Here is a 22400-nt window from a genome sequence, read left to right as displayed (position 1 = left end):
AATGGGCTGAGCAATAACCAAAAATACTCAAAGGGAGGATGGACTATGAATGACTTTACCCGCCGCTCTCTGCTTCAAGGCGGCACCGCGCTGGCAGCCGCCGGCGCATTGACCGGACCCGCACTGCTCGATTTCGCCAAGGCCTGGGCGCAGGCCTCGCCGTGGAAGGCGGAGCAGGGCGCCAAGCTCACCGTGATGCGCTGGAAGCGCTTCGTGCCGGCGGAGGACGATGCGTTCAACGCGATGGTCGCCGCGTTCAAGGCCGCGACCGGCACCGAAATGAACGTGTTCTCGGAGTCGTTCGAGGACGTGCAGCCGAAGGCGTCCGTTGCCGCCAACACCGGCTCGGGCCTCGACCTCGCCTGGGGTCTGCACACTCTGCCGCAACTGTTCCCGGCGCAGGTGCTGCAGTTGAACGATGTTGCCGATTATCTCGGCAAGAAATATGGCGGCTGGACCGATGCGGCGGCGGTGACCTGCAAGCAGGGCAACAACTGGCTTGGCATTCCCGTCGCGACCATCGGCGGCTACATGACCTATCGCAAATCGTCGATGGAAAAGGCTGGTTTCAAGGAATTCCCGAAGGACTTCCCGGGTTTCCTCGAGATGTGCAAGGCACTGAAGAAGAACAACACGCCGGCTGGTTTCCCGCTCGGCCACGCCTCGGGCGACGCCAATGCCTGGCTGCACTGGATCCTCTGGGGTCACGGCGCCTACACCGTCGACAAGGACAACAAGGTCATCATCAACTCGCCGGAGACGGTGAAGGCGCTCGAATACTGCAAGGCGCTATCGGAGACCTTCATTCCTGGCGTCGCGTCCTGGAACGATTCGTCGAACAACAAGGCGTTCCTGGCCGGCGAACTGCATTGCACCGCCAACGGCATCTCGATTTATGTCGCGGCAAAGGACGATGCGAGCAAAAAGGAGCTCACGGAAGACACCTATCACGCACTGTGGCCGGTTGGGCCGATCGGCAAGCCGACCGAGCTGCAGCTTTGCGTTCCGATCCTGGCGTTCAAGTTCACCAAATATCCGAACGCCGCGAAGGCTTTTGTCGCCTTCATGCTGGAGAAGGAAAACTACGATAAGTGGCTTTCGGGCGCGCGCGGTTATCTCACCCACACGCTCAATGCCTACGACAACTCGCCGGTCTGGACGGCGGATCCGAAGAACCAGGTGTTCAGCCAGGCCAGCAAGCGCGCGCTGCCTGCGTCCGGCATCGGTACGCCCGGCGAGAAGGCGGCGACTGCGATCGCCGACTTCCTGGTGGTCGACATGTTCGCCAACTACGCAACCGGCGCCAAGGATGCCAAGACGGCGATCGCGGAAGCCGAACGGCAATTGAAGCGCATCTACCGCTGACGAACCGGAGCGGACGGCGGGTGCCGCCGTCCGCTCCGTCAATACAGGCGTGATCCGGAAAAGCGGGGGGGGCGGCTTTCCGGCAAGTCACGCGCAGCAAGAAGCAGTAATCGGGACATCAGGCATGGCTGACATCGCAATCGCGCCACGACGCGCCAAGACGGAGATCCGCGAGGCCAGCGCGTGGGACCAGCTCAAGCACAACCGTAACTGGCTGGGCTTCTGGTTCATGGTGCCGGCGCTGGCCTTCCTGATCTTCTTTCTGGCCTATCCCCTTGGCCTCGGTATCTGGCTCTCATTCACGGATACACGTATTGGCCGGGTAGGGCAGTATGTCGGGACCGAGAATTACGAATGGCTGTGGGATGACGCGATCTTCTGGCTCTCGGTATTCAACACGCTTCTCTACACGTTTATCGCGAGCGCCATCAAATTCGGAATAGGGCTCTATCTGGCGCTGCTGTTGAACGAGAACATGCCGTTCAAGGCGATGCTGCGGGCGCTGGTTCTGATTCCTTTCATCGTGCCGACGGTGCTGTCGGCGCTGGCATTCTGGTGGATCTTCGATTCTCAATTCTCGATCATCTCGTGGTCGTTGAAGCAGATGGGCCTGATCACCCAGAACATCAATTTCCTCGGCGACACGACCTGGGCCCGCATTTGCGTAATCTTCGCCAACATCTGGCGCGGCGTGCCGTTCGTCGCGATCACACTGCTCGCCGGCCTGCAGACCGTGCAGCCGTCGCTCTATGAGGCCGCGACGCTCGATGGCGCGTCGCGCTGGCAGATGTTCCGCTTCATCACCTATCCGCTATTGACGCCGATCATCGCCGTCGTGATGACTTTCTCGGTGCTGTTCACCTTCACCGACTTCCAGTTGATCTGGGCGATGACGCGGGGCGGTCCGGTCAATGCCACGCATCTGATGGCGACGCTGTCGTACCAGCGCGCGATCATTGCGGGTCAGTTGGGCGAGGGCGCGGCGATCTCGAGCGCGATGATCCCGTTCCTCCTCGCCGCCATCATGGTGTCTTGGTTCGGCCTGCAGCGCCGCAAGTGGCAGCAAGGGGAAAACAATGACTGATCTCCCCACCTCACGGATCGATCTCAAGGCCGTCCTGCATAGCTCGGCGCCAACCATCGCGAGGGACGATCACAGCGAAGGCATGAGCTATCTGCAGTCGGTGCCGCGCCGGCTGGTGACGCTCTATCTGCCGTTGTCGATCATTGTCATCGTGCTGCTGTTCCCGTTCTACTGGATGGGGCTGACGGCGATCAAACCGGACGAGCAGTTGCTCGATCTCGACAGGTACAATCCGTTCTGGACGTGGAATCCGACCTTCAAGCACTTTTACAAGCTCCTGTTCGAAAGCCACTATCCGATGTGGCTCTGGAACACGATGTATGTCGCGGTCTGCGCCACCATCCTGTCGATCATCGCGAGCGTGCTCGCGGCCTATGCCATCGTCCGGTTACGCTACAAGGGCGCCAATATGGTCGGCGGCCTGATCTTCCTGGCCTATCTGGTGCCGCCGTCGATCCTGTTCATTCCGCTGGCGACCGTCGTCTTCCAGTACGGCCTGTTCGACTCGCCGATGGCGTTGATCCTGACCTATCCGACCATCCTGATCCCGTTCTCGACCTGGCTGCTGATGGGCTACTTCAAAACCATCCCGTTCGAGCTGGAGGAATGTGCGCTGATCGATGGCGCCAGCCGCTGGCAGATCCTGATCAAGATCGTGCTGCCGCTGGCGATTCCCGGCCTGATCTCGGCGTTCATCTTCTGCTTCACGCTGTGCTGGAACGAGTTCATCTATGCGCTGACGTTCCTGCAATCGACCTCCAACAAGACGGTGCCGGTCGCAATCGTCAACGAATTCGTCGATGGCGATATCTATCGCTGGGGCTCGCTGATGGCGGGTGCGCTGGCGGGCTCGCTGCCGCTGGTCATCCTTTACGCCTTCTTCGTCGAGCATTATGTGTCGGCCATGACGGGAGCCGTGAAAGAGTAAGCGCTTGGAGGCCCGTGTAGATAACAGGGTTCAAAAAGGAGACGGGTCTTGCACATTCTGATTCTCGGCGCCGCCGGCATGGTGGGCCGCAAGCTGACCGAACGGTTGCTGCGCGACGGCCGCCTCGGCAAGCACGACATCACCCGAATGACACTGCAGGACGTGGTGGCGCCCACCAAGCCCAACGCGTCGATCCCTGTACAAGTCGTGGCTTCCGATTTTGCCGATCCCGGCGCGGCGGAGCCGCTGATCGCGCATCGACCGGACGTGATCTTCCATCTCGCCGCGATCGTTTCCGGCGAGGCCGAGGCCGAATTCGACAAGGGCTACCGGATCAATCTCGACGGCACGCGATACCTGATCGATGCCATCCGCCACGCCGGCGGCGGCTACAAGCCGCGGCTGGTGTTCACGTCCTCGATCGCAGTGTTCGGCGCGCCTTTCCCGGAAAAGATCGGCGACGAATTCTTCCATACCCCGCTGACGAGCTATGGCACGCAGAAGTCAATCTGCGAACTCCTGATCAACGATTACACCCGGAAGGGCCTGCTCGACGGCATCTCGATCCGCCTGCCGACGATCTGCGTACGGCCGGGCAGGCCGAACAAGGCGGCCTCCGGCTTCTTCTCCAACATCATTCGCGAGCCGCTCGCCGGCGAGGAGGCCGTATTGCCGGTCTCCGAGGATGTGCGGCACTGGCACGCCTCGCCGAAATCGGCGGTGGGCTTTCTGGTCCACGCCGGCACCATGGATCTTGACGCGATGGGGCCGCGGCGTAACCTCAGCATGCCCGGCATGTCGGTGACTGTCGGTGAACAGATCGCGGCGCTCGACCGCGTCGCCGGCAAGAACGTCACCGCGCGCATCAAGCGCGTGCCCGACCCGACCATCATCGGTATCGTCTCTGGCTGGCCGCGCGATTTTTCCACCGACCGCGCCCTCAAGCTCGGCTTCACCACCGCGGAAAAGACGTTTGACGACATCATCCGGATCCATATCGAGGATGAACTCGGCGGTAAGTTCGCGGCCTGACGCGATCTCACGTCCAATCGCGCGGATGCGGTCATGAGCAAGGTAGCCTGCATCGGCGAATGCATGGTCGAACTGAAGCGGGCCGAAGGCGGCCTGTATTCGCGCGGCTATGGCGGCGATACGCTCAATACCGCCGTGTATCTCGCGCGCCTCGGCGCCGGCGCCGACTACATCACCGCGCTTGGCGACGATAGTCTGAGCGATGAGATGATAGCAGGCTGGGCCGCGGAGGGGATAGGGACGGCGCGCGTGGCGCGGCTGCCCGGCAAACTGCCGGGTCTCTACATGATCGAAACCGACGACAAAGGCGAACGTCGGTTCTTTCACTGGCGCGACAGTGCTGCCGCCCGCAGCCTGATGGATCTACCGGAGACACCGGAGATACTGAATGCGCTCGCCAGCTACGATGTCATCTATCTCTCGGCCATTACACTGTCGCTCTACAGCCCGAAGGGGCGGGCGCGGCTGTTTGCGGCGATCAAGCGCGCGCGGGAGAGAGGGACGCGTTTTGCGTTCGACACTAATTTTCGTGCGCGCGGCTGGCCCGATCCGGATATCGCGCGCGTGGTCTTTCGCGAAGCCTTTGAGATTTCTGACATCGTTCTGGCCTCGCTTGAGGATTTGTTGCCGCTCTTTCCCTACGAGAGCGACGATGAGTTGCTATCACGCATACCCAGCGCGGAGGTCGTGCTGAAATTGCTCAAACCCGCAACGGTTCTGCGCTTTGAAGGTGTGCTGCATCGGACGCAGGCCGAGCCGTTGCGAGCGCCCGTCGTCGATACCACGGCGGCCGGCGACAGTTTTGCCGCCGCCTATGTTGCCGCGCGCCTTGCCGGCGCGGACCCGGTTGAGGCCGCCCGCACGGGACACCGCCTCGCCGGCGTTGTGGTATGCCACCCCGGGGCGATCATCCCGCGTGCGGCGATGCCGCCCGACCTCATTCCCGCTACCTCTCGCAAGGCATCTCCATGACCGCAGCCACAAGGCAGGAACAGCTCGCCACGATCTTCAAGTTCGCGACGGTGATCCCGGTGCTCACCATCGAGCGGCTGGAAGACGCGGTGCCGCTCGCTCGTGCGCTGGTGGCAGGCGGGGTGCGCGTGCTGGAAGTCACCTTGCGGACGCCGGTCGCCGCGGATGCCGCCAAGGCCATGATCGCAGAGGTGCCGGACGCTATCGTCGGCATTGGCACGATCCTGAACGCCGACGACTTGGCGCGGGCGCGCGCGCTCGGGGCCAAATTCGGCATCAGCCCGGGCGCGACGCCGGAGCTCTTGAAAGCCGCCGCCGCGAGCGACCTGCCATTTGCCCCAGGGATTGCAACCGCTTCCGAGCTGATGCAGGCGCTGGCGGCCGGCTTCGACATCGTTAAATTCTTCCCGGCTGAGCAGTCCGGCGGTATCAAGGCACTTCGGGCGCTGGCGGGGCCGTTTCCGAATGTCAGGGTTTGCCCGACTGGCGGCATCGGGGAGGCCAATGCAGCCTCCTGGCTGGCCGAACCAAATGTCGTGGCGGTTGGCGGTTCCTGGCTCTGCCCGCCCGCCGACATCCGATCCGGGAACTGGCCCGGCATAACCGCCATGTGCGCGCGGGCGATGAAATCGCTGAAACCGGCGTGAAGTCTGTTCCCCGATAGGCTACATAAGCCTTCAGAACCGAAATAGGGAGAACGACCATGACAGCCAGCATCGTCGGATGGGCGCACACGCCATTCGGCAAGTTCGACGCGGAAACCGTCGAGAGCCTCGTAGTCAAGGTTGCGACCGATGCGCTTGCCGACGCCGGCATCGCGGCCGAAGACGTCGACGAGATCGTGCTCGGGCATTTCAACGCGGGCTTCTCACCGCAGGATTTTACCGCCTCGCTGGTGCTGCAGGCCGACCCGAAACTGCGCTTCAAGCCAGCTACGCGGGTCGAAAATGCCTGTGCCACCGGCTCGGCGGCGGTGCACCAGGGTATCCGGGCGATCGCCTCGGGCGCGGCCAGGATCGTGCTGGTGGTCGGCGTCGAGCAAATGACGCGGACGCCGTCGGCCGATATCGGACGCTACCTCCTGAAGGCGTCCTATTTGCCCGAGGATGGCGATACCGTCGGCGGCTTTGCCGGCGTGTTCGGCAAGATCGCGCAAAGCTATTTCCAGAAATACGGCGACCAGTCGGACGCGCTGGCGATGATCGCGGCCAAGAACCACAAGAACGGCGTCGCCAACCCTTATGCGCAGATGCGCAAGGATTATGGCTTCGAGTTCTGCCGCGCCGAGAGCGAGAAGAATCCCTATGTCGCCGGCCCCCTGAAGCGCACGGATTGCTCGCTGGTGTCGGACGGCGCGGCAGCGCTGGTGCTGACGGATTCGGAGACTGCCAAGACGATGGGCAAGGCGGTGAATTTCCGTGCCACCGCGCATGCGCAGGATTTCCTGCCGATGTCCAAGCGCGACATCCTGCAGTTCGAAGGCTGCACGGTGGCCTGGCAGCGCGCGCTGGCGCAGGCCGGCGTTCAACTGTCCGACCTGTCTTTTGTCGAAACCCACGACTGCTTCACCGTCGCCGAACTGATCGAATATGAAGCGATGGGCCTGACGCCACGCGGGCAAGGCGCTCGCGCCATCAAAGAGGGCTGGACCCAGAAGGACGGCAAGCTGCCGGTCAATCCGTCCGGCGGCCTGAAGGCCAAGGGCCACCCGATCGGCGCCACCGGTGTCTCCATGCACGTGATGAGCGCGATGCAGCTCGTCGGCCAGGCGCCCGAGGGCATGCAGCTCAACAACGCAAAACTTGCCGGCATCTTCAATATGGGCGGCGCGGCGGTGGCGAACTACGTCTCCGTGCTGGAGCCCGCGAAGTAGCGTTGCATCGTGCCGCGCGAAAGGGAGGCATCCGATCCGTAGGGTGGGCAAAGGCGCACCTGCGCCGTGCCCACCATGAGTGCCGAGAGGTGAGACTGGGTGGGCACGCGGAGCCTGCCATCGGGCGCGCATTCGCGCGACCCGGTGGCTTTACCCACCCTACAGTTTTCCGGAGCGTGCATTATGAGCAACGAAAGTTCGATGTCAGAGGCAGAACTGAACAACCGGATCAGGATTCTGGAAGACAACATCCGTCAGTTGATCGAACAGGCTGCCGCGGCCTCCGGCGAACGGAACGAAGCGCGTATCGCCGACCGGCTCAGTCAGCAGAATGAAGAGTTGGAACGGCTGACCCGGGAACGCGACGCCAGGGCCAAGAAGTAACTATCGAAGAAATAGCCATCGAAGAAATAACCGCTATCGCGCATACGCCCATACGCTGAGCGCGCCTTGATCTTCGTAAGCGCCTGCCGTTACTTGGTTCCCAGACAACAATGCGGACCGATGATGGCCGCGTATCGGGAGCAGGCTGATCCATGGGACCATTGGCGGGCATCAAGGTCATCGACATGACGACCGTGCTGATGGGGCCCTATGCTACCCAGATGCTCGGCGATTACGGCGCCGACGTCATCAAGGTTGAATCGCTCGACGGCGACGTGACGCGGCAGATCGGGCCGACCCGTCATCCCGGCATGGGGCCGGTGTTCCTCAACACCAACCGCAGCAAGCGCTCGATCTGCCTCGATTTGAAGAAGCCGGCGGGGCGTGACGCCGTGCTGCGGCTGATCAAATCTGCCGACGTGCTGGTTTACAATGTGCGCCCGCAGGCAATGGCGCGGCTGAACCTCGGCTACGACGTGGTCGCGAAAATCAATCCGCGCCTGATCTACGCCGGCGTATTCGGCTTCGGCCAGGACGGGCCCTATGCAGCAAAACCCGCCTATGACGACCTGATCCAGGGCGCGACCGCACTGCCGGCGCTGATGGCGCAAACGGCAGACGGTGTGCCGCGCTATGTCCCCAATGCGCTGGTCGACCGTATCGTCGGGCTCACCGCGGTGGGCGCGATTTGCGCCAGTCTCGTCGATCGTAACCGCACCGGGCGCGGCCAGCGCGTCGATATTCCGATGTTCGAAACCATGGCCGGTTTCGTGATGGGCGACCACATGGGCGGGCTCACCTATGAGCCGCCGCTCGACAAGGGCGGCTACGCCCGGCACCTGTCGCCGGACCGCCGGCCTTACAAGACCTCCGACGGCTATATCTGCGTTATCGTCTATAACGACAAGCAGTGGCAGAATTTCTTCGACGCCACCGGGCGTGACGATCTTCGCGTCCACCCGAAATTTTCGACCTTCGCCGGCCGCGCCGCCAATATCGACGCTGTCTATGCCGAGTTGGCGCGCATCCTCGAGACCAAAACCACCGCCGAATGGTCGGCGATCCTGGAGAAGGCCGACGTGCCGGTCATGCCGATGCATGATCTCGAGAGCCTGCTCGGCGATCCCCACATCGTCGCAACCGATTTCTTCCCGGTCGTCGATCATCCGACCGAGGGCCGCATCCGCAACATGAAGCCATCGGCGCGATTTTCCGAAACGCCGATTGAAACCAAGCGGCTGGCGCCGCGCCTCAGCGAGCACGGCGCTGAAATCCTCAGCGAAGCGGGTTTCTCGGCGGACGACATTGCCGCTTTGGTGCGCGATGGTGTCACCAAGGCCGTGCCAAACACATAGGACGGACACATGGATTTCGCGCTATCCGCCAACCAGGAATCGATCCGCGACGCGGTCGGCAAAATCTGCTCGCGCTTCGACGATGCCTATTGGCTGAAGAAGGACAAGGAGGGCGGCTACCCCGCCGACTTCCACCGTGCGCTGGCGGATGCCGGCTGGCTCGGCATCTGCATCCCCGAGGAATATGGCGGGTCCGGGCTCGGCATTACTGACGCCGCGATCATGATGCGGACGATTGCGGAATCCGGGGCCGGCATGTCGGGTGCGTCCGCCGTGCATATGAACGTGTTCGGGCTCAATCCCGTGGTCGTGTTCGGCACCAAGGAGCAATGCACGCGCATGCTGCCGCCGATCATCGACGGCCGCGACAAGTCCTGCTTTGCGGTGACCGAGCCCAACACCGGGCTCAACACCACGCAGTTGAAAACCCGCGCGGTGCGCAAGGGCGACAGATATATCGTCAATGGCCAGAAGGTCTGGATTTCCACCGCCCAGGTCGCCAACAAGATCCTGCTGCTGGCGCGCACCACGCCGCTGGAAGAGGTGAAGAACCCGACCCACGGTTTGAGCCTGTTCTATACGGATTTCGACAAGCAGCGCGTCACCGTGCACGAGATCGAGAAGATGGGCCGCAAGCCCGTCGATTCAAACGAACTGTTCTTCGAGAATTTTGAAATTCCGGTCGAGGATCGTCTGGGTGAAGAGGGCCGCGGCTTCGAATATATCCTGCACGGCATGAACCCCGAGCGCATCCTGATCGCAGCGGAAGCGGTGGGGCTGGGGCAGGTCGCGCTATCGCGGGCCGCGGCCTATGCGAAGAACCGTGTCGTGTTCAATCGCCCGATCGGCATGAACCAGGGCATCCAGCACCCCTTAGCGAAGAACTGGATGGAACTGGAAGCCGCGTGGCTGATGGTGCTCTCGGCCGGCTGGCAATACGACCAGGGCATGCAGTGCGGTCCGGCCGCCAACGCCGCGAAATATCTCGCCGCCGAAGCCGGCTTCCACGCCTGCGAGCAGGCGGTGATGACGCACGGCGGTTTCGGTTACGCCAAGGAATATCACGTCGAGCGCTATTTGCGGGAATCCCTGATCCCGCGCATCGCGCCGATCAGCCCGCAGCTTATCCTCAGCTTCATCGCCGAGAAGGTGCTGGGGCTGCCGAAGTCGTACTGAGGATGGGAAATCGGTCTACCCACAACGTCATTCCGGGGCGGCGCGAAGCGACGAACCCGGAATCTCGAGATTCCGGGTCTGGTCCTTCGGACCATCCCGGAATGACGAAGTTCAACGCGGTTAGAGAACCATGAGCTTCATCACCGGCGTCGGACTGACGTCCTATGGCAAGCACGAAGGCTCGTCCTCGCTCGATCTCATGAGCAAGGCGGCCGAGCTTGCCGTCGCCGACGCCGGGCTGAAGCGATCCGAGATCGACGGCATTCTTTGCGGCTATTCGACAGTGTCGCCGCACATCATGCTCGCAACCGTGTTCGCCGAGCATTTTGGCATCCAGCCGTCCTACGCACATGCCGTGCAGGTCGGCGGCGCCACCGGGCTTGCGATGACCATGCTGGCGCATCATCTGGTCGACGCCGGCGTCGCAGGGCATATGCTTGTGGTCGGCGGCGAAAACCGTCTCACCGGCCAGAGCCGTGATGCCTCGATCCAGGCGCTGGCGCAGGTCGGCCATCCCGATTACGAGGTGCCGCTGGGGCCGACCATTCCCGCCTATTACGGCCTCGTCGCCTCGCGCTACATGCACGAATACGGCGTCACCGAGGAAGATCTCGCCGAGTTCGCGGTTCTGATGCGCGCGCACGCGATGACCCATCCCGGTGCGCAGTTCCACGAACCGATCACCGTCGCCGACGTGATGGCCTCAAAGCCGGTTGCGATGCCGCTGAAGCTGCTGGATTGCTGCCCGGTGTCGGATGGCGGCGCGGCGTTCGTCGTCAGCCGCGAGCGCACCGGCGCGACCGGCATTCGCGTGCGCGGCTGCGCGCAGGCGCATACCCATCAGCACGTCACGGCGGCTCCCGCTCTAAGCGAACTCGGTGCCGAAATAGCTGTCGCCAAGGCCAAGGCCGCATCCGGTCTCGCGATCTCGGACGTACGTTACGCCGCGGTCTATGACAGCTTCACCATCACGCTGGCGATGCTGCTGGAAGATCTCGGGCTTGCCGGGCGCGGCGAGGCAGCCGCGCGGGTGCGGGCAGGGCATTTTGGCCGCAACGGCGCCATGCCGCTCAACACCCATGGCGGTCTCTTGAGCTACGGCCATTGCGGCGTCGGTGGCGCCATGGCGCATCTCGTCGAGACGCATCTGCAGATGACCGGGCGTGCCGGCCCCCGGCAGGTCCGCGATGCCTCGATCGCGCTGTTGCATGGCGATGGCGGCGTGCTGTCGTCACACGTCAGCATGTTCCTGGAGCGGGTGCGATGAGCGAAAAACGCGCCGACTGGACCAAGGGCGCCGAGGCCATCGTCTATCAATCCTGCGGCGCTTGCGGGAAGGCGCAGTATTTTCACCGCAGTTTCTGCGCCGCCTGTGGGGCACCTGATCCGGTCGAGAAGCGCGCCAGCGGGAGGGCGATGGTCTATGCGACGTCGCTGGTCTGCCGCGCCGCGACGCCGGAAACCCGCGCCCACGTTCCCTACAATATCGTGCTGGTCGATGCGGCCGAGGGCTTTCGCATGATGGCCCATGGCGCCAATGATCTCGCGATCGGCGATTCCGTTACTGCAAGCTATCGGCTGTTTGCAGGAAGGCTGGTCCCGTATTTCGAGAAAACGAAGTGAGGTTCAGCTAAAATGCTCACGCAACGAAGCAACCCAGAATTACGCGGAACGGGTGAAAAATCTGAGTGCTTCGACGCGTCAACATTCAGTGCCAGTAGAACACAACGCTGGCGATGACGAGCATCGCTGTTACCGCCAGCATCTGCGCAAGTGCTTCCGAGGCCGCCTTCCTGGTGGCTTCCTTCATGCCTAACTCCCTAGACTTGGGCATGAGTCATCCTTGCCTGCGAAGGCCTGATGAGCTCAGTTTGGTTTTACTCGGAACACCCCGCGACGAGTATTCGCTCTTTTGAGTCCCCACTCAGCGAATATCGACAGTCCGGAGAATCGACCAGCATTGAGGCGGCAATTTGGCTCGCTCGCAGCCGGTTTGTGCACGAGAAAGGGAGTTTTTTGGAGCGTGTTTGACGGCTTGAGCGTAGGCCCAACCTGCGACCGCAACGTTTCGACGGTTGATCGGCTCCCTGCTGCAGTGCATGATCTCTCTGTCAGCAAATCAGAAAATCCAAAGCCCAAGGTGACGAATGGCCCGCATCGAATACAGCGATCCTGCCAAGCACAACGATCGCACCCGCGAACTGCTCGGCAAAAACCGCAATGCGAACATCTTCCGGATGATGGCGCACTCGCCGAGCTACCTCGAACAATACTGCCGGCTGGGCGGAGCCATCAGGCACAAGGGCGAACTGGACCCGATCGTGCGCGAGCTCGCCATCACCCGCACCGGCATCCTGTGCGAGGCGCCTTACGAGATCGTCGCCCATAAGCGAATTGGCAAGAACGTCGGCGTGACCGACGAGCAGAACGAGGCGCTGGAAAACTGGGAGGCGGCGACCTGCTTCAACGACGTGCAGCGCGCCGCGCTCGCCTTCACCGACGAGATCGTCAGGCGTCACAAACCGACGGAGGCAACGTTCAACGCGATTGCCGCCAAGCTGACGCCGGCCGCATTGGTCGAACTGCAGCTTTCGGTCGGCTTCTACGTCATGACGTCGAAGTTTCTGGAAACCTTTGCCATCGACATGCAGCCGGTGACGGAAGTGGTGGGGTGAGCGGCGGCTGGGTCCGAGAGCCGCTGATCTCAATTCGCGGGGCCGTATCGCCGTAGCGCCTCCAGCGTCAGCCCCTTGCCGACGGCGCCGAAGATGTCGCCTTCGACGATGCGGGCCGACGGCACGGCTTGGGTGATTGCCTTGTGGACGTGGGCGAGGTTTACCGAGCCGCCGGTCAGGAACACGGAGTCGATATCTTCAGCGGCCAATCCCGCCTGAACGAGGCAGTTCCTGATGCGCGCCGCGATGCGGTCGGCCAACTGCCTGGTATGGTTGACGAGGTCGGGGCGGCCGATGTCGGCGCTGAGACCGGGGGCAACCCACTCCAGCGGAATGTCCGCCCGCCGCTTCTCGGACAGGGCGATCTTGGCATCTTCGACTTCCATTGCCAGCGTATGGCCGCGCTGCTCGTGGACCACGCGGATCAGCCGGTCGAGAAGTTCCGGCTGGCTGGCCTGCAGCCGGACCTGGCGGATATCCGCCATCACGCGCGGTTCATACATGCGGTTGATATTCGACCAGGTGGCGAGGTCGTGAAAATAGCTCGACGGCACGTCGAGCCCGGCGCGCTTCATGGCGCTGCGGAATCCGAACAGCGGCATGACCACGCCGAGACTGAGCTGACGGTCGAAATCGGTGCCACCGATGCGGACGCCGTCATTGGCGAGAATATCGGCTGTACGATCGGCCTTGCCGTGGCGTTCGGGACCCAGCCGCACGATCGAGAAGTCGGATGTGCCGCCGCCGATATCGGCGATCAATGCGAGTTCCTCGGAAGTGGTTTGCCGCTCATAGTCCAGCGCCGCCGCAATCGGTTCGAACTGAAAAGTGACCTCCTCGAAACCGATCCCCTGCGCAATCGATCGCAGGGTTTGCTCCGCCTTGCGGTCGGCGTCCGGCGCATTATCGACGAAATGTACGGGACGGCCATGAACGACATGGCGCAGTTGGCGGCCCGTGGTCTGTTCCGCGCGACGTTTGACTGCGCCGAGGTAATAGGCAATCACATCACGGAAGCTGACTCGCGCTCGGCCCAGCCGGGTGGTTTCCTCGATCAGCGAGGTACCGAGCACCGATTTGAGGCTGCGCATCAGGCGGCCGGCCGTGCCTTCGACATAGGCTTCCATGGCCCTGCGGCCGATCAGAACGCCGCCATCCGCCTCATAGAAGATCGCGCTGGGAATCGTGCTGTGCGCCGCCTCCAGCGCCACCAGAACCGGCGCCGGGCCTTCCATGGTGCCTAGCGTCGTGTTCGACGTTCCGAAATCAAGACCGCAGATCGACATGGGAGCTCCGGGAGGGAGCGCCCGTTTACACATTACGAGGCCATCAATCCACCCCTATCTCGGCGTGTTTTCCACTGCGAATCCCGCGTGCGGGTTGTTGACCGATGGGCCGATCCACAGATCAATTTCTTTCGTGCGGCGGGTTGGCAAATCAATCCGAGATGGTCCATAAGCTGCGTCCCCGCGGCCGGTCCTCCCGCCGCAAACGGCTTTGGAAAGAGGTCGCGTGGCAAATATCAATCGACAGATTGCGCAAGAGCTTGGCGTTCGCGAGGAGCAGATCGCGGCGACGGTCGAACTGCTGGACGGCGGCGCCACGGTGCCGTTCGTGGCGCGCTACCGCAAGGAAATCACCGGCGGGCTCGATGACGCGCAGTTGCGCACCCTGGAAGAGCGCCTGACTTACTTGCGCGAGCTCGAAGCGCGCCGGGTCGCGATCCTTGATTCGATCCGCGAGCAGGGCAAGCTCGACGCTGCGCTGGAAGCACAGATTCTGGCGGCCGACACCAAGGGGCGCCTGGAAGACATCTACCTGCCGTTCAAGCCGAAGCGCCGCACCAAGGCCGAAATCGCCAAGGAAGCCGGACTTGAGCCATTGTCCGAGCTGTTGCTGACCCAGCCGCAGAATGATCCGCAGGTCGTCGCTGCCGGCTTTGTCGATGCCGAAAAGCAGGTGGCGGACGTCGCAGCCGCCCTCGAAGGCGCCCGCGCGATTCTGGTGGAGCGATTCGCCGAAGACGCCGACCTGATCGGACGGCTGCGCGAGGAGATGTGGACCAGCGCGCTGATGATCTCCACCGTACGCAAGGGCAAGAAGCTCGAAGGCGAGAAGTTCAAGGACTATTTCGATTTCAACCAGTCGCTGCACAAGCTGCCTTCACACCGCATCCTCGCGCTGTTCCGCGGCGAGAAGGAAGAAATTCTGGAGCTGCAGATGCAGCCCGAGGCGAATGTGCCCGAGGCCGGCGTCCCCAGCGCCTATGAACTCAAGATCATGCAGCGCTTTGGCATCGCCGATCAGAAGCGCCCGGGCGACCATTGGCTGGTGGAGACCGCGCGCTGGGCGTGGCGCACCAAGATCCAGGTGCATCTCAACATCGACCTGCGGATGCGGCTATGGACGGCGGCCGAGACCGAGGGCGTGCGCGTGTTCGCCTCGAATCTGCGCGACCTGCTGCTGGCGGCACCCGCCGGCGCCCGCGTCACCATGGGGCTCGATCCCGGCTACCGCTCCGGCGTCAAGACCGCCATCGTCGATGCGACGGGCAAGGTGGTGGCGACCACGACGATCTATCCGCACGAGCCGCAGCGGCAATGGGATGCGGCACTGGCGACGCTCGGCAAACTCGCGGTCGCGCACCGCGTCGAGCTGATCGCGATCGGCAACGGCACCGCCTCGCGCGAGACAGACAAGTTGGCGACCGAGCTCGTCAAGCTGCTGCCGGATCTCAAGATGTCTAAGATCGTGGTGTCGGAAGCCGGAGCATCGGTCTACTCCGCCTCGGCCTTTGCGTCGGAAGAGCTGCCGGAGCTCGACGTCACCTTGCGCGGCGCGGTGTCGATCGCGCGGCGTCTACAGGACCCGCTCGCCGAACTCGTCAAGATCGATCCGAAGGCAATCGGCGTCGGCCAGTACCAGCACGACCTCGGCGAAGCCAAGCTGGCGCGTTCGCTCGATGCCGTGGTCGAAGATTGCGTCAACGCCGTCGGCGTCGATGCCAACACCGCTTCCGCGCCGTTGCTGGCGCGGGTGTCGGGCATCGGTGCGGGGCTTGCGCAAAGCATTGTGCAGCATCGCGACGCCAACGGGCCGTTCAAGTCGCGCAAGGAGCTGAAGGAAGTGCCGCGGCTCGGACCCAAGGCGTTCGAGCAATGCGCCGGCTTCCTGCGCATCAACAATGGCGAAGACCCGCTGGATTCCTCCGGCGTGCATCCCGAAGCCTATCCGGTGGTGCGCCGGATTCTCGCCGCGACCAAGAGCGATATCAAGGCGCTGATCGGCAATGCCGATGTCGTGCGCCAGTTGAAGCCGCAGGCCTTTGTCGACGAAACCTTTGGCCTGCCGACGGTAACAGATATCCTGCGCGAATTGGAAAAGCCGGGCCGCGACCCGCGCCCGGCGTTCAAAGCCGCGGTGTTCAAGGAGGGCGTCGAGGAGATCAAGGATCTCAAGCGCGGCATGATCCTGGAAGGCACGGTGACGAACGTGGCGGCGTTCGGCGCCTTCATCGATATCGGCGTCCACCAGGACGGCCTGGTGCACATCTCGGCGATGTCGAAAAACTTCATCAAGGACCCGCGCGAGGTCGTGAAGCCGGGCGACATCGTCAAGGTCAAGGTGCTGGAGGTCGAGGTCGCCCGCAAGCGCATCGCGTTGACGCTGCGGCTCGACGACGAAATCGGCGACAAGGGCCCCAAGCTGTCGGATAGCAAGATGCGCGAGTATTCCAAGGCGTCGATGACGTCGTCGTCGCCGCGCAAGCCGCAGGAGCAGGGCGGCGCGCTCGCGGAGGCTTTGCGGCGTGCTGCCGAAAAGAACGGGCGGGGCAAGGCGGGATAGGTGCCGTCGGTGGCTTCATCCTTCGAGACGCATCGCTTTTCGCGATGCTCCTCAGGATGAGGTCTGAGATCTGGATTGACTCTAAGCCCTCATGGTGAGGAGCCCGGCGGCGCTGGGCGTCTCGAACCATGCGGCCCGTGACCGCGCCCCAAATCTAACCCGACGTCAGCAGGTCCAGCTTGGCGTTGGCGAGGATCAGGCGATCGGCCAGCAATTGCGCAAGGTTGCGCATGATGCGCTCGCCGGCGCGCGGGTGCTGTTTTCGGAAGCGCTCGAAATCACTGAGTGAAACTTCATACGCGGTCGCGGCCATGTCGGCCAGCACGTCGGCGGAACGTTGCGGCTCCAGCAGCGCCATTTCGCCAAAGGGCATTCCCGCCGTCAACGTCGCCAGCCTCACGCCGTCGGGCAGGGTGACGTGGACTGCGCCGCTCCGCAAGAAGAACAGCGATGCGGCGACATCGCCGGCGGAGATGATCTTCTCGCCGGTTTGATAGGTCCGGATTGACGCGAGCGAAGCGAGATCGGTCAATTCCTCCTCCGTCAGCCCCGCCAGCAGCGATTGCTCGGAGAGTTCGGTCGCCTCGAAGAAGTCGATGGCGCCGCCGTAGCGATAGACGAGCTGGTCTTCCGCCCATTCGATCGCGGCGTCGAGCAGGTAGTAGTTGCGGATATTGATGAGACCCTCAGTCCATTCCGCGATCATTTTCCAGTCCGGCGACGAGCGCCTGATGCCGGACAGAATCACCGTGACGTGGTGCGCGGCGAGCTCGCGGAATTCCTCGGCGAGCAGGCGGGCGCCGGCGCGGGTCATGGCGGTGACGCGGCGCAGGTCGAAAATGACGAGTTGCGGCCGCGGCCTGGCCGCAAGCTGGCGCGAGACGTAGTCGACGTTTGAAAACGACAGCGTCCCGACCAGCTCGATCACGCGGACATCCTGGTGGTGCGCGGCGAGGATGGTCTGCTCCTGCGCGCGCCGCACGCGCCGCGAGGGGCTGTTGCCGATGTCGTAATCGGCGATGATGCTGTTGCGCGCATCGTCGCTGCGGTTGAGCATGTGAAGGTCGTAATGTGACGATAGCGCCTCGCAGACCTTGATGCCGCGCACGCTGTTGCCGTGCTTGTCGAGTTTTGGCGAATAGCTGCCGAGCCCGAGCCGCGCCGGGAGTGCTGCGAGAATGCCGCCGCCAACCCCGCTCTTGGCAGGGATGCCGATCCGGTAGATCCACTCTCCCGCATAATCATACATGCCGGAGCTCGTCATCACCGAAAGCGTGCGCGAGATGGCATACGGCGTCATCACCTGCTCGCCGGTCACCGGATTGATGCCGCGGTTGGCGAGCGTCGCCGCCATCACCGCGATATCACGCGCCGTCACCAGGATGGCGCATTGCCGGAAATAGACCTCCAGCACGGCGGCTACGTTCTCCTTGATCACCGCGTTGGTGCGCAGGAGGTAGCCGATCGCGCGATTGCGATCGCCGGTCGCGCTTTCGGAAGCATAAACGGCATCGTCGACATCGAGCTCGCGCCCGGCAAACCGGCCCAGCGCCTGCCTGATGTATTCGAATGCCGCATCGCCCTTGGCCTCGTGGATCAGGCCGGAGCAGGAGATGGCGCCGGCATTGACCATCGGGTTGAAGGGATGGTTCTCGGCGTTGAGGCGGATCGAATTGAAGGGATCGCCCGAAGGCTCGACGCCGATGACGCTCTCGACCCGTGCTGCCCCCAGCGTGTCGAGCGCCAGCGCGAACACGAAGGGCTTTGACATCGACTGAATGGTGAAGGGGACCTGCGTGTCGCCGACTTCGTAGACATGACCGTCGAGGGTGGCGAGGCTGATGCCGAAATGGGCAGGATCGGCCTTGCCGAGTTCAGGGATGTAGTCGGCGACCGCGCCACCGGTCTCGGAGGTGAATTCGGCGTGGCAGGCTTTCAGGAACCGCAGCAACGGCGGTTTCGAACTGGTCCAGGCTGTGGGACTGGTCGTGAAAGGAAGAGGCGATTGTTTCATCGCCTCCTGTTGTGCAACGCAATCAGGGTGCGTGCAACCCGTTCGGCGGCGCCAGCGTCTGGCGGCGCACCAGCAGCAGCGCGACCAGCGCCGTAGGAATGAGAATGGCGAGACCGAGCAGGGTCACCTGCATCTGCGACAACGGCATGATCCCGCCGCCCGGCGTCGCCACCACGAAGCCACCAACTACGAACAACACCCGCAGCGGCCATTCCAACGCGCCGGCGGCTCTGAGATCGCCGACAAAGACCTGATAGCCCTGAATGCCGCCGCAGATGAACAGCGTGCCGAAGCCTGCCAGCGCCATCAGTCCGAGCCCTTCGAGATACGGGCTTGGTCCCTGCAGCACCAGCGCCGGGTTCAGCACGAAGAAGAACGGGATGAAATAGATGATGCTGCCGACCCACATCGATTCCCACCCCGTCTTCATTGCTGGCGAGCCGGCGATGCCGGCCGCGGCAAAGGAGGCGATGGCGACCGGCGGTGTGATCGAGGACAGCATGCCCCAATAGAAGATGAACATGTGCACGGCCATGCGGTTGAGGCCGAGTTTTTCCAGCGCAGGCGCCACCAGGATGGCGAGGAAGATATAGCAGGCCGTCGTCGTCAGCCCGAGCCCGAGCACGAGGCTGGTGAAGGCGCACATCACGAGCAGCAGGAGTGCGTTGTCGCCGGCGATCCGCAACAGGTCGTTGGCGAGGCTCGAGACCACGCCGGTCATCGAGAACGCGCCGATCAAGAGCCCGCATCCGGCAAGGATGCCGACCAGCTCGACGAATGTGCGGCCGTTGACCTCAAGGAACTTGCTGATCGTCCCAAGCGTCCAGCGGGTATCCTTCGAGAAGAGCTGGTTCAGCACCAAAAGAAGCGCAGTGGCGTAGAACGGCGCGTGGCTCTCGCGCTTGAAGTAGAGCAGCATCACGATCAGCAGCGCGATGACGAAAACGTAGTACCAGCCGTCCTTGATCGTGTCCCATACCTTCGGCAGCTCGGCGCGCGGAATGCCCTTCAACCCGTGGCGGGCGGCATAGGAATCCACCTGCATGAACAGGCCGATGTAGTAGAGGGTCGCCGGAATGATCGCAGCAAGCGCGACGTCCGCGTAGCTGACGTTGAGGAACTGCGCGATGACGAACGCGGTCGCGCCCATCACCGGCGGCGCCAGCACGGCGCCGGTCGAGGCGCAGGCCTCGATCGCAGCGGCATAGGAGGCGCGGAAACCGCTCTTCTTCATGACCGGAATGGTCATGGTGCCGGCGGTCAGCACGTTGGAGATGATCGAGCCCGACATCATGCCGAGCAGGCCGCTGGCAAAGATGCAGACCTTGGCGGCGCCGCCGCGGAAGGTGCCGCACATCGCAAACGACAGGTTGATGAAGAATTTCCCGGCGCCCGTCATCATCAGCGCGGTGCCGAACACCAGAAAGCCGATCACGGTATCGGCAAAGGCCTGGATCGGAATGCCGAGCAGGCTTTCGCCCGAAAGCACGTGATACGCCGTCGCTTGTTCGAGTGTCGATTGGGTGCCGCGAAACGGCCCCAGCCACGTCGCATCGGCGAACAGGGGGTACACCGTAAACGGCAGCACGCTCAGCAGCAGGCTCCAGCCGCCGGTGCGCCGCAACGCTTCCATCAGCACGACCCACATGATGACGCCGGCGACGATCACGTAGGTCGGCGCGCCGCCGAATTCCCAGCCGGCCTCTGCCGCCTTGCGGACGCTGCGCATCAGGAGGATTGCGCAGGCGAAACTGGCGACAAACAGCAGGATGTCATACCAGGGAATTCGATCGAGCGGCGCGCTCCCGGTCCCCGGAAAGATCAGGAACGTGAACGGTAGCATCAGCGCGATCAGGAGATAGAAGTACTCGGTGTTGAGCTGGGTGTAGCCGAGGAAGAAGCGCAGGGAGAATTGCTGGTTGATGCACAGCAGGATGGTTACCGCAGTTGCAACCACCAGCGTCCAGCGCCACGCCCCGCGCAATGTCCGCACCCGCGTGACTTCGGCTTCCTGCATGTTGGCATGCGGGTCGTCGAACTCAATTCGATTTGCAGGCGCGGCTACGCTATCACTCGCAGCAGGTGACATCATTCCCCCTAGACGGTATTCGCCTTGGACCCCAGGCGAGTGAGGCAGCACTACTCAAAGCCGTTGGGCATGTTCGCCTTTGCCAGCGCCGCGGCGCGTGCCTTCATCCAGCCTTCGAGAAACGCCTTGTCATCCGATGGCGGGCTGGACTTGCCGTAGTCCGTCCATGCGGCGGCCAGCACTTGCTGGCGCTTCAGCAATTCCTTGTTGTAGGCTTCCTGCGCGTCGGTCCATTGACCGGCTTCCTTCAGTGCCCTGGCGGCGCCCGGATGCACCGGAACCACCCAGTTCTTGGTCTGGCGGTCGGCCGCAAGACCGGCCGCGCCCGGCGCGGAGTCCTTATAGGCGTCGTAGCCCGTGATCATCGCCTTGGTGATGGCATAGACTTCGTCGGCGGGCAGCGTCCCGTATGCCATGAAAATCGGGTAGGGATAGTTGCCGAGCTCGATCGGCTTGTCCTTGGAGATGCCGGCGCCGCAGGTCGCGACGTGCGGGAAAAAGAACGAGCCGACCTTTTTCACGCGCTCCCAGCCGGCCTTGTCTTTGTGGGGCAAGGGCGGCCAGATGATGCCGCGCGGTGATGTCTCGAGTTCCTTCGCCGGGCCGGTGATGGTGGTGGCGAAAGCAGCGTCGACGTCGTTGTTGATCATGCCCTTCCACATCGCGCCGTAGCTCGAGAACTCGACGACCTTGACGTCGCTTTGCTTGAGGTCGCCGAAAGCCAGGATGGCGAGCGCGTTCTGATTCAGCGCCGGCGAACCGACCACAAAGCCCACGCGCTTGCCCTTGAGCTGCTTGATCTCGGTCACACCGGAATCCTTGGCGACGCCGAGCGTGGCGGCGTTGCAATCGACCGTGGACAGCACGAGCTGCAAGGGCTGGGGGCCCCATTCCTTGGTACCGAACTCGAACACGCCTTCCTGGGCGAAATAGGTGCCGGAACCCATTGCGGACATCGCCGCGCGCTTGGCGCGCAGCGGCGCCAGTCGCGCCACGTCATTGCCGGCGGGCAGCACGCGAACGTCGGTGCCGTATTTGTCCTTCATCATCTTGCCGACGCCGACGGCGATGTTGAAGCCTGCCGTACCGGTGTCATAGGCGGTGACCACCATGGTCGGCGGCAGCTTGACGTCTTCCGCATAAGCCGCCGGCAAGGTCAGCCATGAGATGCCTGCAAGGGCGAGTGGTGCGAGCGCCTTCAAGCGGTAGATCATAATTTTCCCCTCAGATTGTTTCGCTATGCGAAAATTCTCTCGTTAGCGTCGATCATGTCATATCGCGGCTGGCGATGGAAACATCACGTGCGTACACGTCAATACCAGAGCTGGACAGATTGTCGCGGAACTCGTTCAAAAAAGTTTATGCCGTGATCCGGTTAAGCTTCGATGATCGCGACAACCTGTCCTTCGGCGATAACGTCGTCGAGTTTGACCAGGATGGCCTTGATCTTTCCTGCCGTCGTCGACGTGACCGGAATTTCCATCTTCATGGCTTCCACGAAAGCGATCTCGTCGCCATCGCCGACATTGCCACCAGTTGCGACGGGAAGCGCGCACACGCGTCCGGCGACTTCGGTGACAATCTTGATCTCTGGCATGTCCGTTCTC

19 protein-coding genes are annotated in these 22400 nt (G+C 62.9%); 14 read left to right on the top strand and 5 right to left on the bottom strand.

Annotation, left to right across the window (positions count from 1 at the left end; translation table 11 throughout):
* Positions 1–45 precede the first annotated feature (45 nt).
* The 13 genes from V1292_RS28920 to V1292_RS28860 all read left to right on the top strand — a co-directional run bounded on the left by V1292_RS28920 (position 46) and on the right by V1292_RS28860 (position 12844).
* Positions 46–1365, top strand: coding sequence for an ABC transporter substrate-binding protein (locus V1292_RS28920; protein WP_334375977.1), 1320 nt, complete (start codon positions 46–48; stop codon positions 1363–1365).
* Between the two features lie 124 nt (positions 1366–1489).
* Entirely contained in the window at positions 1490–2449 is a 960-nt protein-coding gene (locus tag V1292_RS28915) for a carbohydrate ABC transporter permease (protein ID WP_213249782.1), read from the top strand.
* On the top strand, positions 2442–3377 hold the full coding sequence (locus tag V1292_RS28910; RefSeq protein WP_334375976.1) for a carbohydrate ABC transporter permease: 936 nt from the start codon (positions 2442–2444) through the stop codon (positions 3375–3377). Before V1292_RS28915 ends, V1292_RS28910 begins: the two co-directional genes overlap by 8 nt.
* A 48-nt stretch (positions 3378–3425) precedes the next feature.
* Complete coding sequence (denD, locus tag V1292_RS28905; protein WP_334375975.1) at positions 3426–4409, top strand: D-erythronate dehydrogenase; 984 nt, start codon at positions 3426–3428, stop codon at positions 4407–4409.
* A 33-nt stretch (positions 4410–4442) separates the two neighbouring features.
* Positions 4443–5381 carry a sugar kinase gene (locus tag V1292_RS28900; RefSeq protein WP_334375974.1) on the top strand — a complete coding sequence of 313 codons (939 nt, stop codon included), beginning with the start codon at positions 4443–4445 and terminating at the stop codon, positions 5379–5381.
* Complete coding sequence (gene eda / locus V1292_RS28895) at positions 5378–6028, top strand: bifunctional 4-hydroxy-2-oxoglutarate aldolase/2-dehydro-3-deoxy-phosphogluconate aldolase (RefSeq protein WP_334375973.1); 651 nt, start codon at positions 5378–5380, stop codon at positions 6026–6028. The genes V1292_RS28900 and eda overlap by 4 nt, the downstream gene beginning before the upstream one ends.
* Before the next feature lie 56 nt (positions 6029–6084).
* Positions 6085–7254, top strand: a complete 1170-nt coding sequence (locus V1292_RS28890) for an acetyl-CoA acetyltransferase (RefSeq protein WP_334375972.1) — start codon at positions 6085–6087, stop codon at positions 7252–7254.
* A gap of 183 nt (positions 7255–7437) precedes the next feature.
* Positions 7438–7638 (top strand): hypothetical protein, encoded by a 201-nt coding sequence (locus V1292_RS28885; RefSeq protein ID WP_334375971.1) that lies wholly within the window; start codon positions 7438–7440, stop codon positions 7636–7638.
* Between the two features lie 152 nt (positions 7639–7790).
* The gene (locus tag V1292_RS28880; RefSeq protein ID WP_334375970.1) at positions 7791–8993 is read left to right on the top strand and encodes a CaiB/BaiF CoA transferase family protein; all 1203 of its coding nucleotides are present in this window, start codon (positions 7791–7793) and stop codon (positions 8991–8993) included.
* Between the two features lie 9 nt (positions 8994–9002).
* Positions 9003–10169, top strand: coding sequence for an acyl-CoA dehydrogenase family protein (locus V1292_RS28875; protein WP_334375969.1), 1167 nt, complete (start codon positions 9003–9005; stop codon positions 10167–10169).
* A gap of 130 nt (positions 10170–10299) precedes the next feature.
* Positions 10300–11436: a thiolase family protein gene (locus V1292_RS28870; protein WP_334375968.1), complete on the top strand. Its 1137-nt coding sequence runs from the start codon at positions 10300–10302 to the stop codon at positions 11434–11436.
* Positions 11433–11792, top strand: coding sequence for a Zn-ribbon domain-containing OB-fold protein (locus V1292_RS28865; RefSeq protein WP_334375967.1), 360 nt, complete (start codon positions 11433–11435; stop codon positions 11790–11792). The genes V1292_RS28870 and V1292_RS28865 overlap by 4 nt, the downstream gene beginning before the upstream one ends.
* 524 nt (positions 11793–12316) lie before the next feature.
* Complete coding sequence (locus V1292_RS28860; RefSeq protein ID WP_334375966.1) at positions 12317–12844, top strand: carboxymuconolactone decarboxylase family protein; 528 nt, start codon at positions 12317–12319, stop codon at positions 12842–12844.
* 29 nt (positions 12845–12873) lie between these two features.
* Here V1292_RS28860 and V1292_RS28855 read toward each other — a convergent pair whose 3' ends face one another.
* A complete protein-coding gene (locus V1292_RS28855; protein ID WP_334375965.1) occupies positions 12874–14130 on the bottom strand; it encodes an Hsp70 family protein in 1257 nt (418 codons plus the stop codon).
* Positions 14131–14356: 226 nt separating this feature from the next.
* Between V1292_RS28855 and V1292_RS28850 the strand changes: the two genes are divergently transcribed.
* Complete coding sequence (locus V1292_RS28850; protein ID WP_334375964.1) at positions 14357–16690, top strand: Tex family protein; 2334 nt, start codon at positions 14357–14359, stop codon at positions 16688–16690.
* Between the two features lie 154 nt (positions 16691–16844).
* On the opposite strand, the gene glsA is transcribed toward V1292_RS28850, so the two are convergent.
* From glsA to V1292_RS28830, 4 genes are all read right to left on the bottom strand, one after another.
* Positions 16845–18704, bottom strand: coding sequence for a glutaminase A (gene glsA, locus V1292_RS28845; protein WP_334375963.1), 1860 nt, complete (start codon positions 18702–18704; stop codon positions 16845–16847).
* A gap of 22 nt (positions 18705–18726) precedes the next feature.
* Entirely contained in the window at positions 18727–20793 is a 2067-nt protein-coding gene (locus V1292_RS28840; RefSeq protein ID WP_334375962.1) for a TRAP transporter permease, read from the bottom strand.
* Positions 20794–20843: 50 nt separating this feature from the next.
* Positions 20844–22007, bottom strand: coding sequence for a TAXI family TRAP transporter solute-binding subunit (locus tag V1292_RS28835; RefSeq protein WP_334375961.1), 1164 nt, complete (start codon positions 22005–22007; stop codon positions 20844–20846).
* 161 nt (positions 22008–22168) lie between these two features.
* Positions 22169–22390, bottom strand: a complete 222-nt coding sequence (locus V1292_RS28830; protein WP_057846297.1) for an acetyl-CoA carboxylase biotin carboxyl carrier protein subunit — start codon at positions 22388–22390, stop codon at positions 22169–22171.
* Positions 22391–22400: the final 10 nt, after the last annotated feature.

Origin of the sequence: Bradyrhizobium sp. AZCC 1719, from assembly GCF_036924525.1 — a bacterium.
Classification (GTDB): Bacteria; Pseudomonadota; Alphaproteobacteria; order Rhizobiales; family Xanthobacteraceae; genus Bradyrhizobium.
This window is presented reverse-complemented; position numbering and strand designations above follow the sequence as displayed.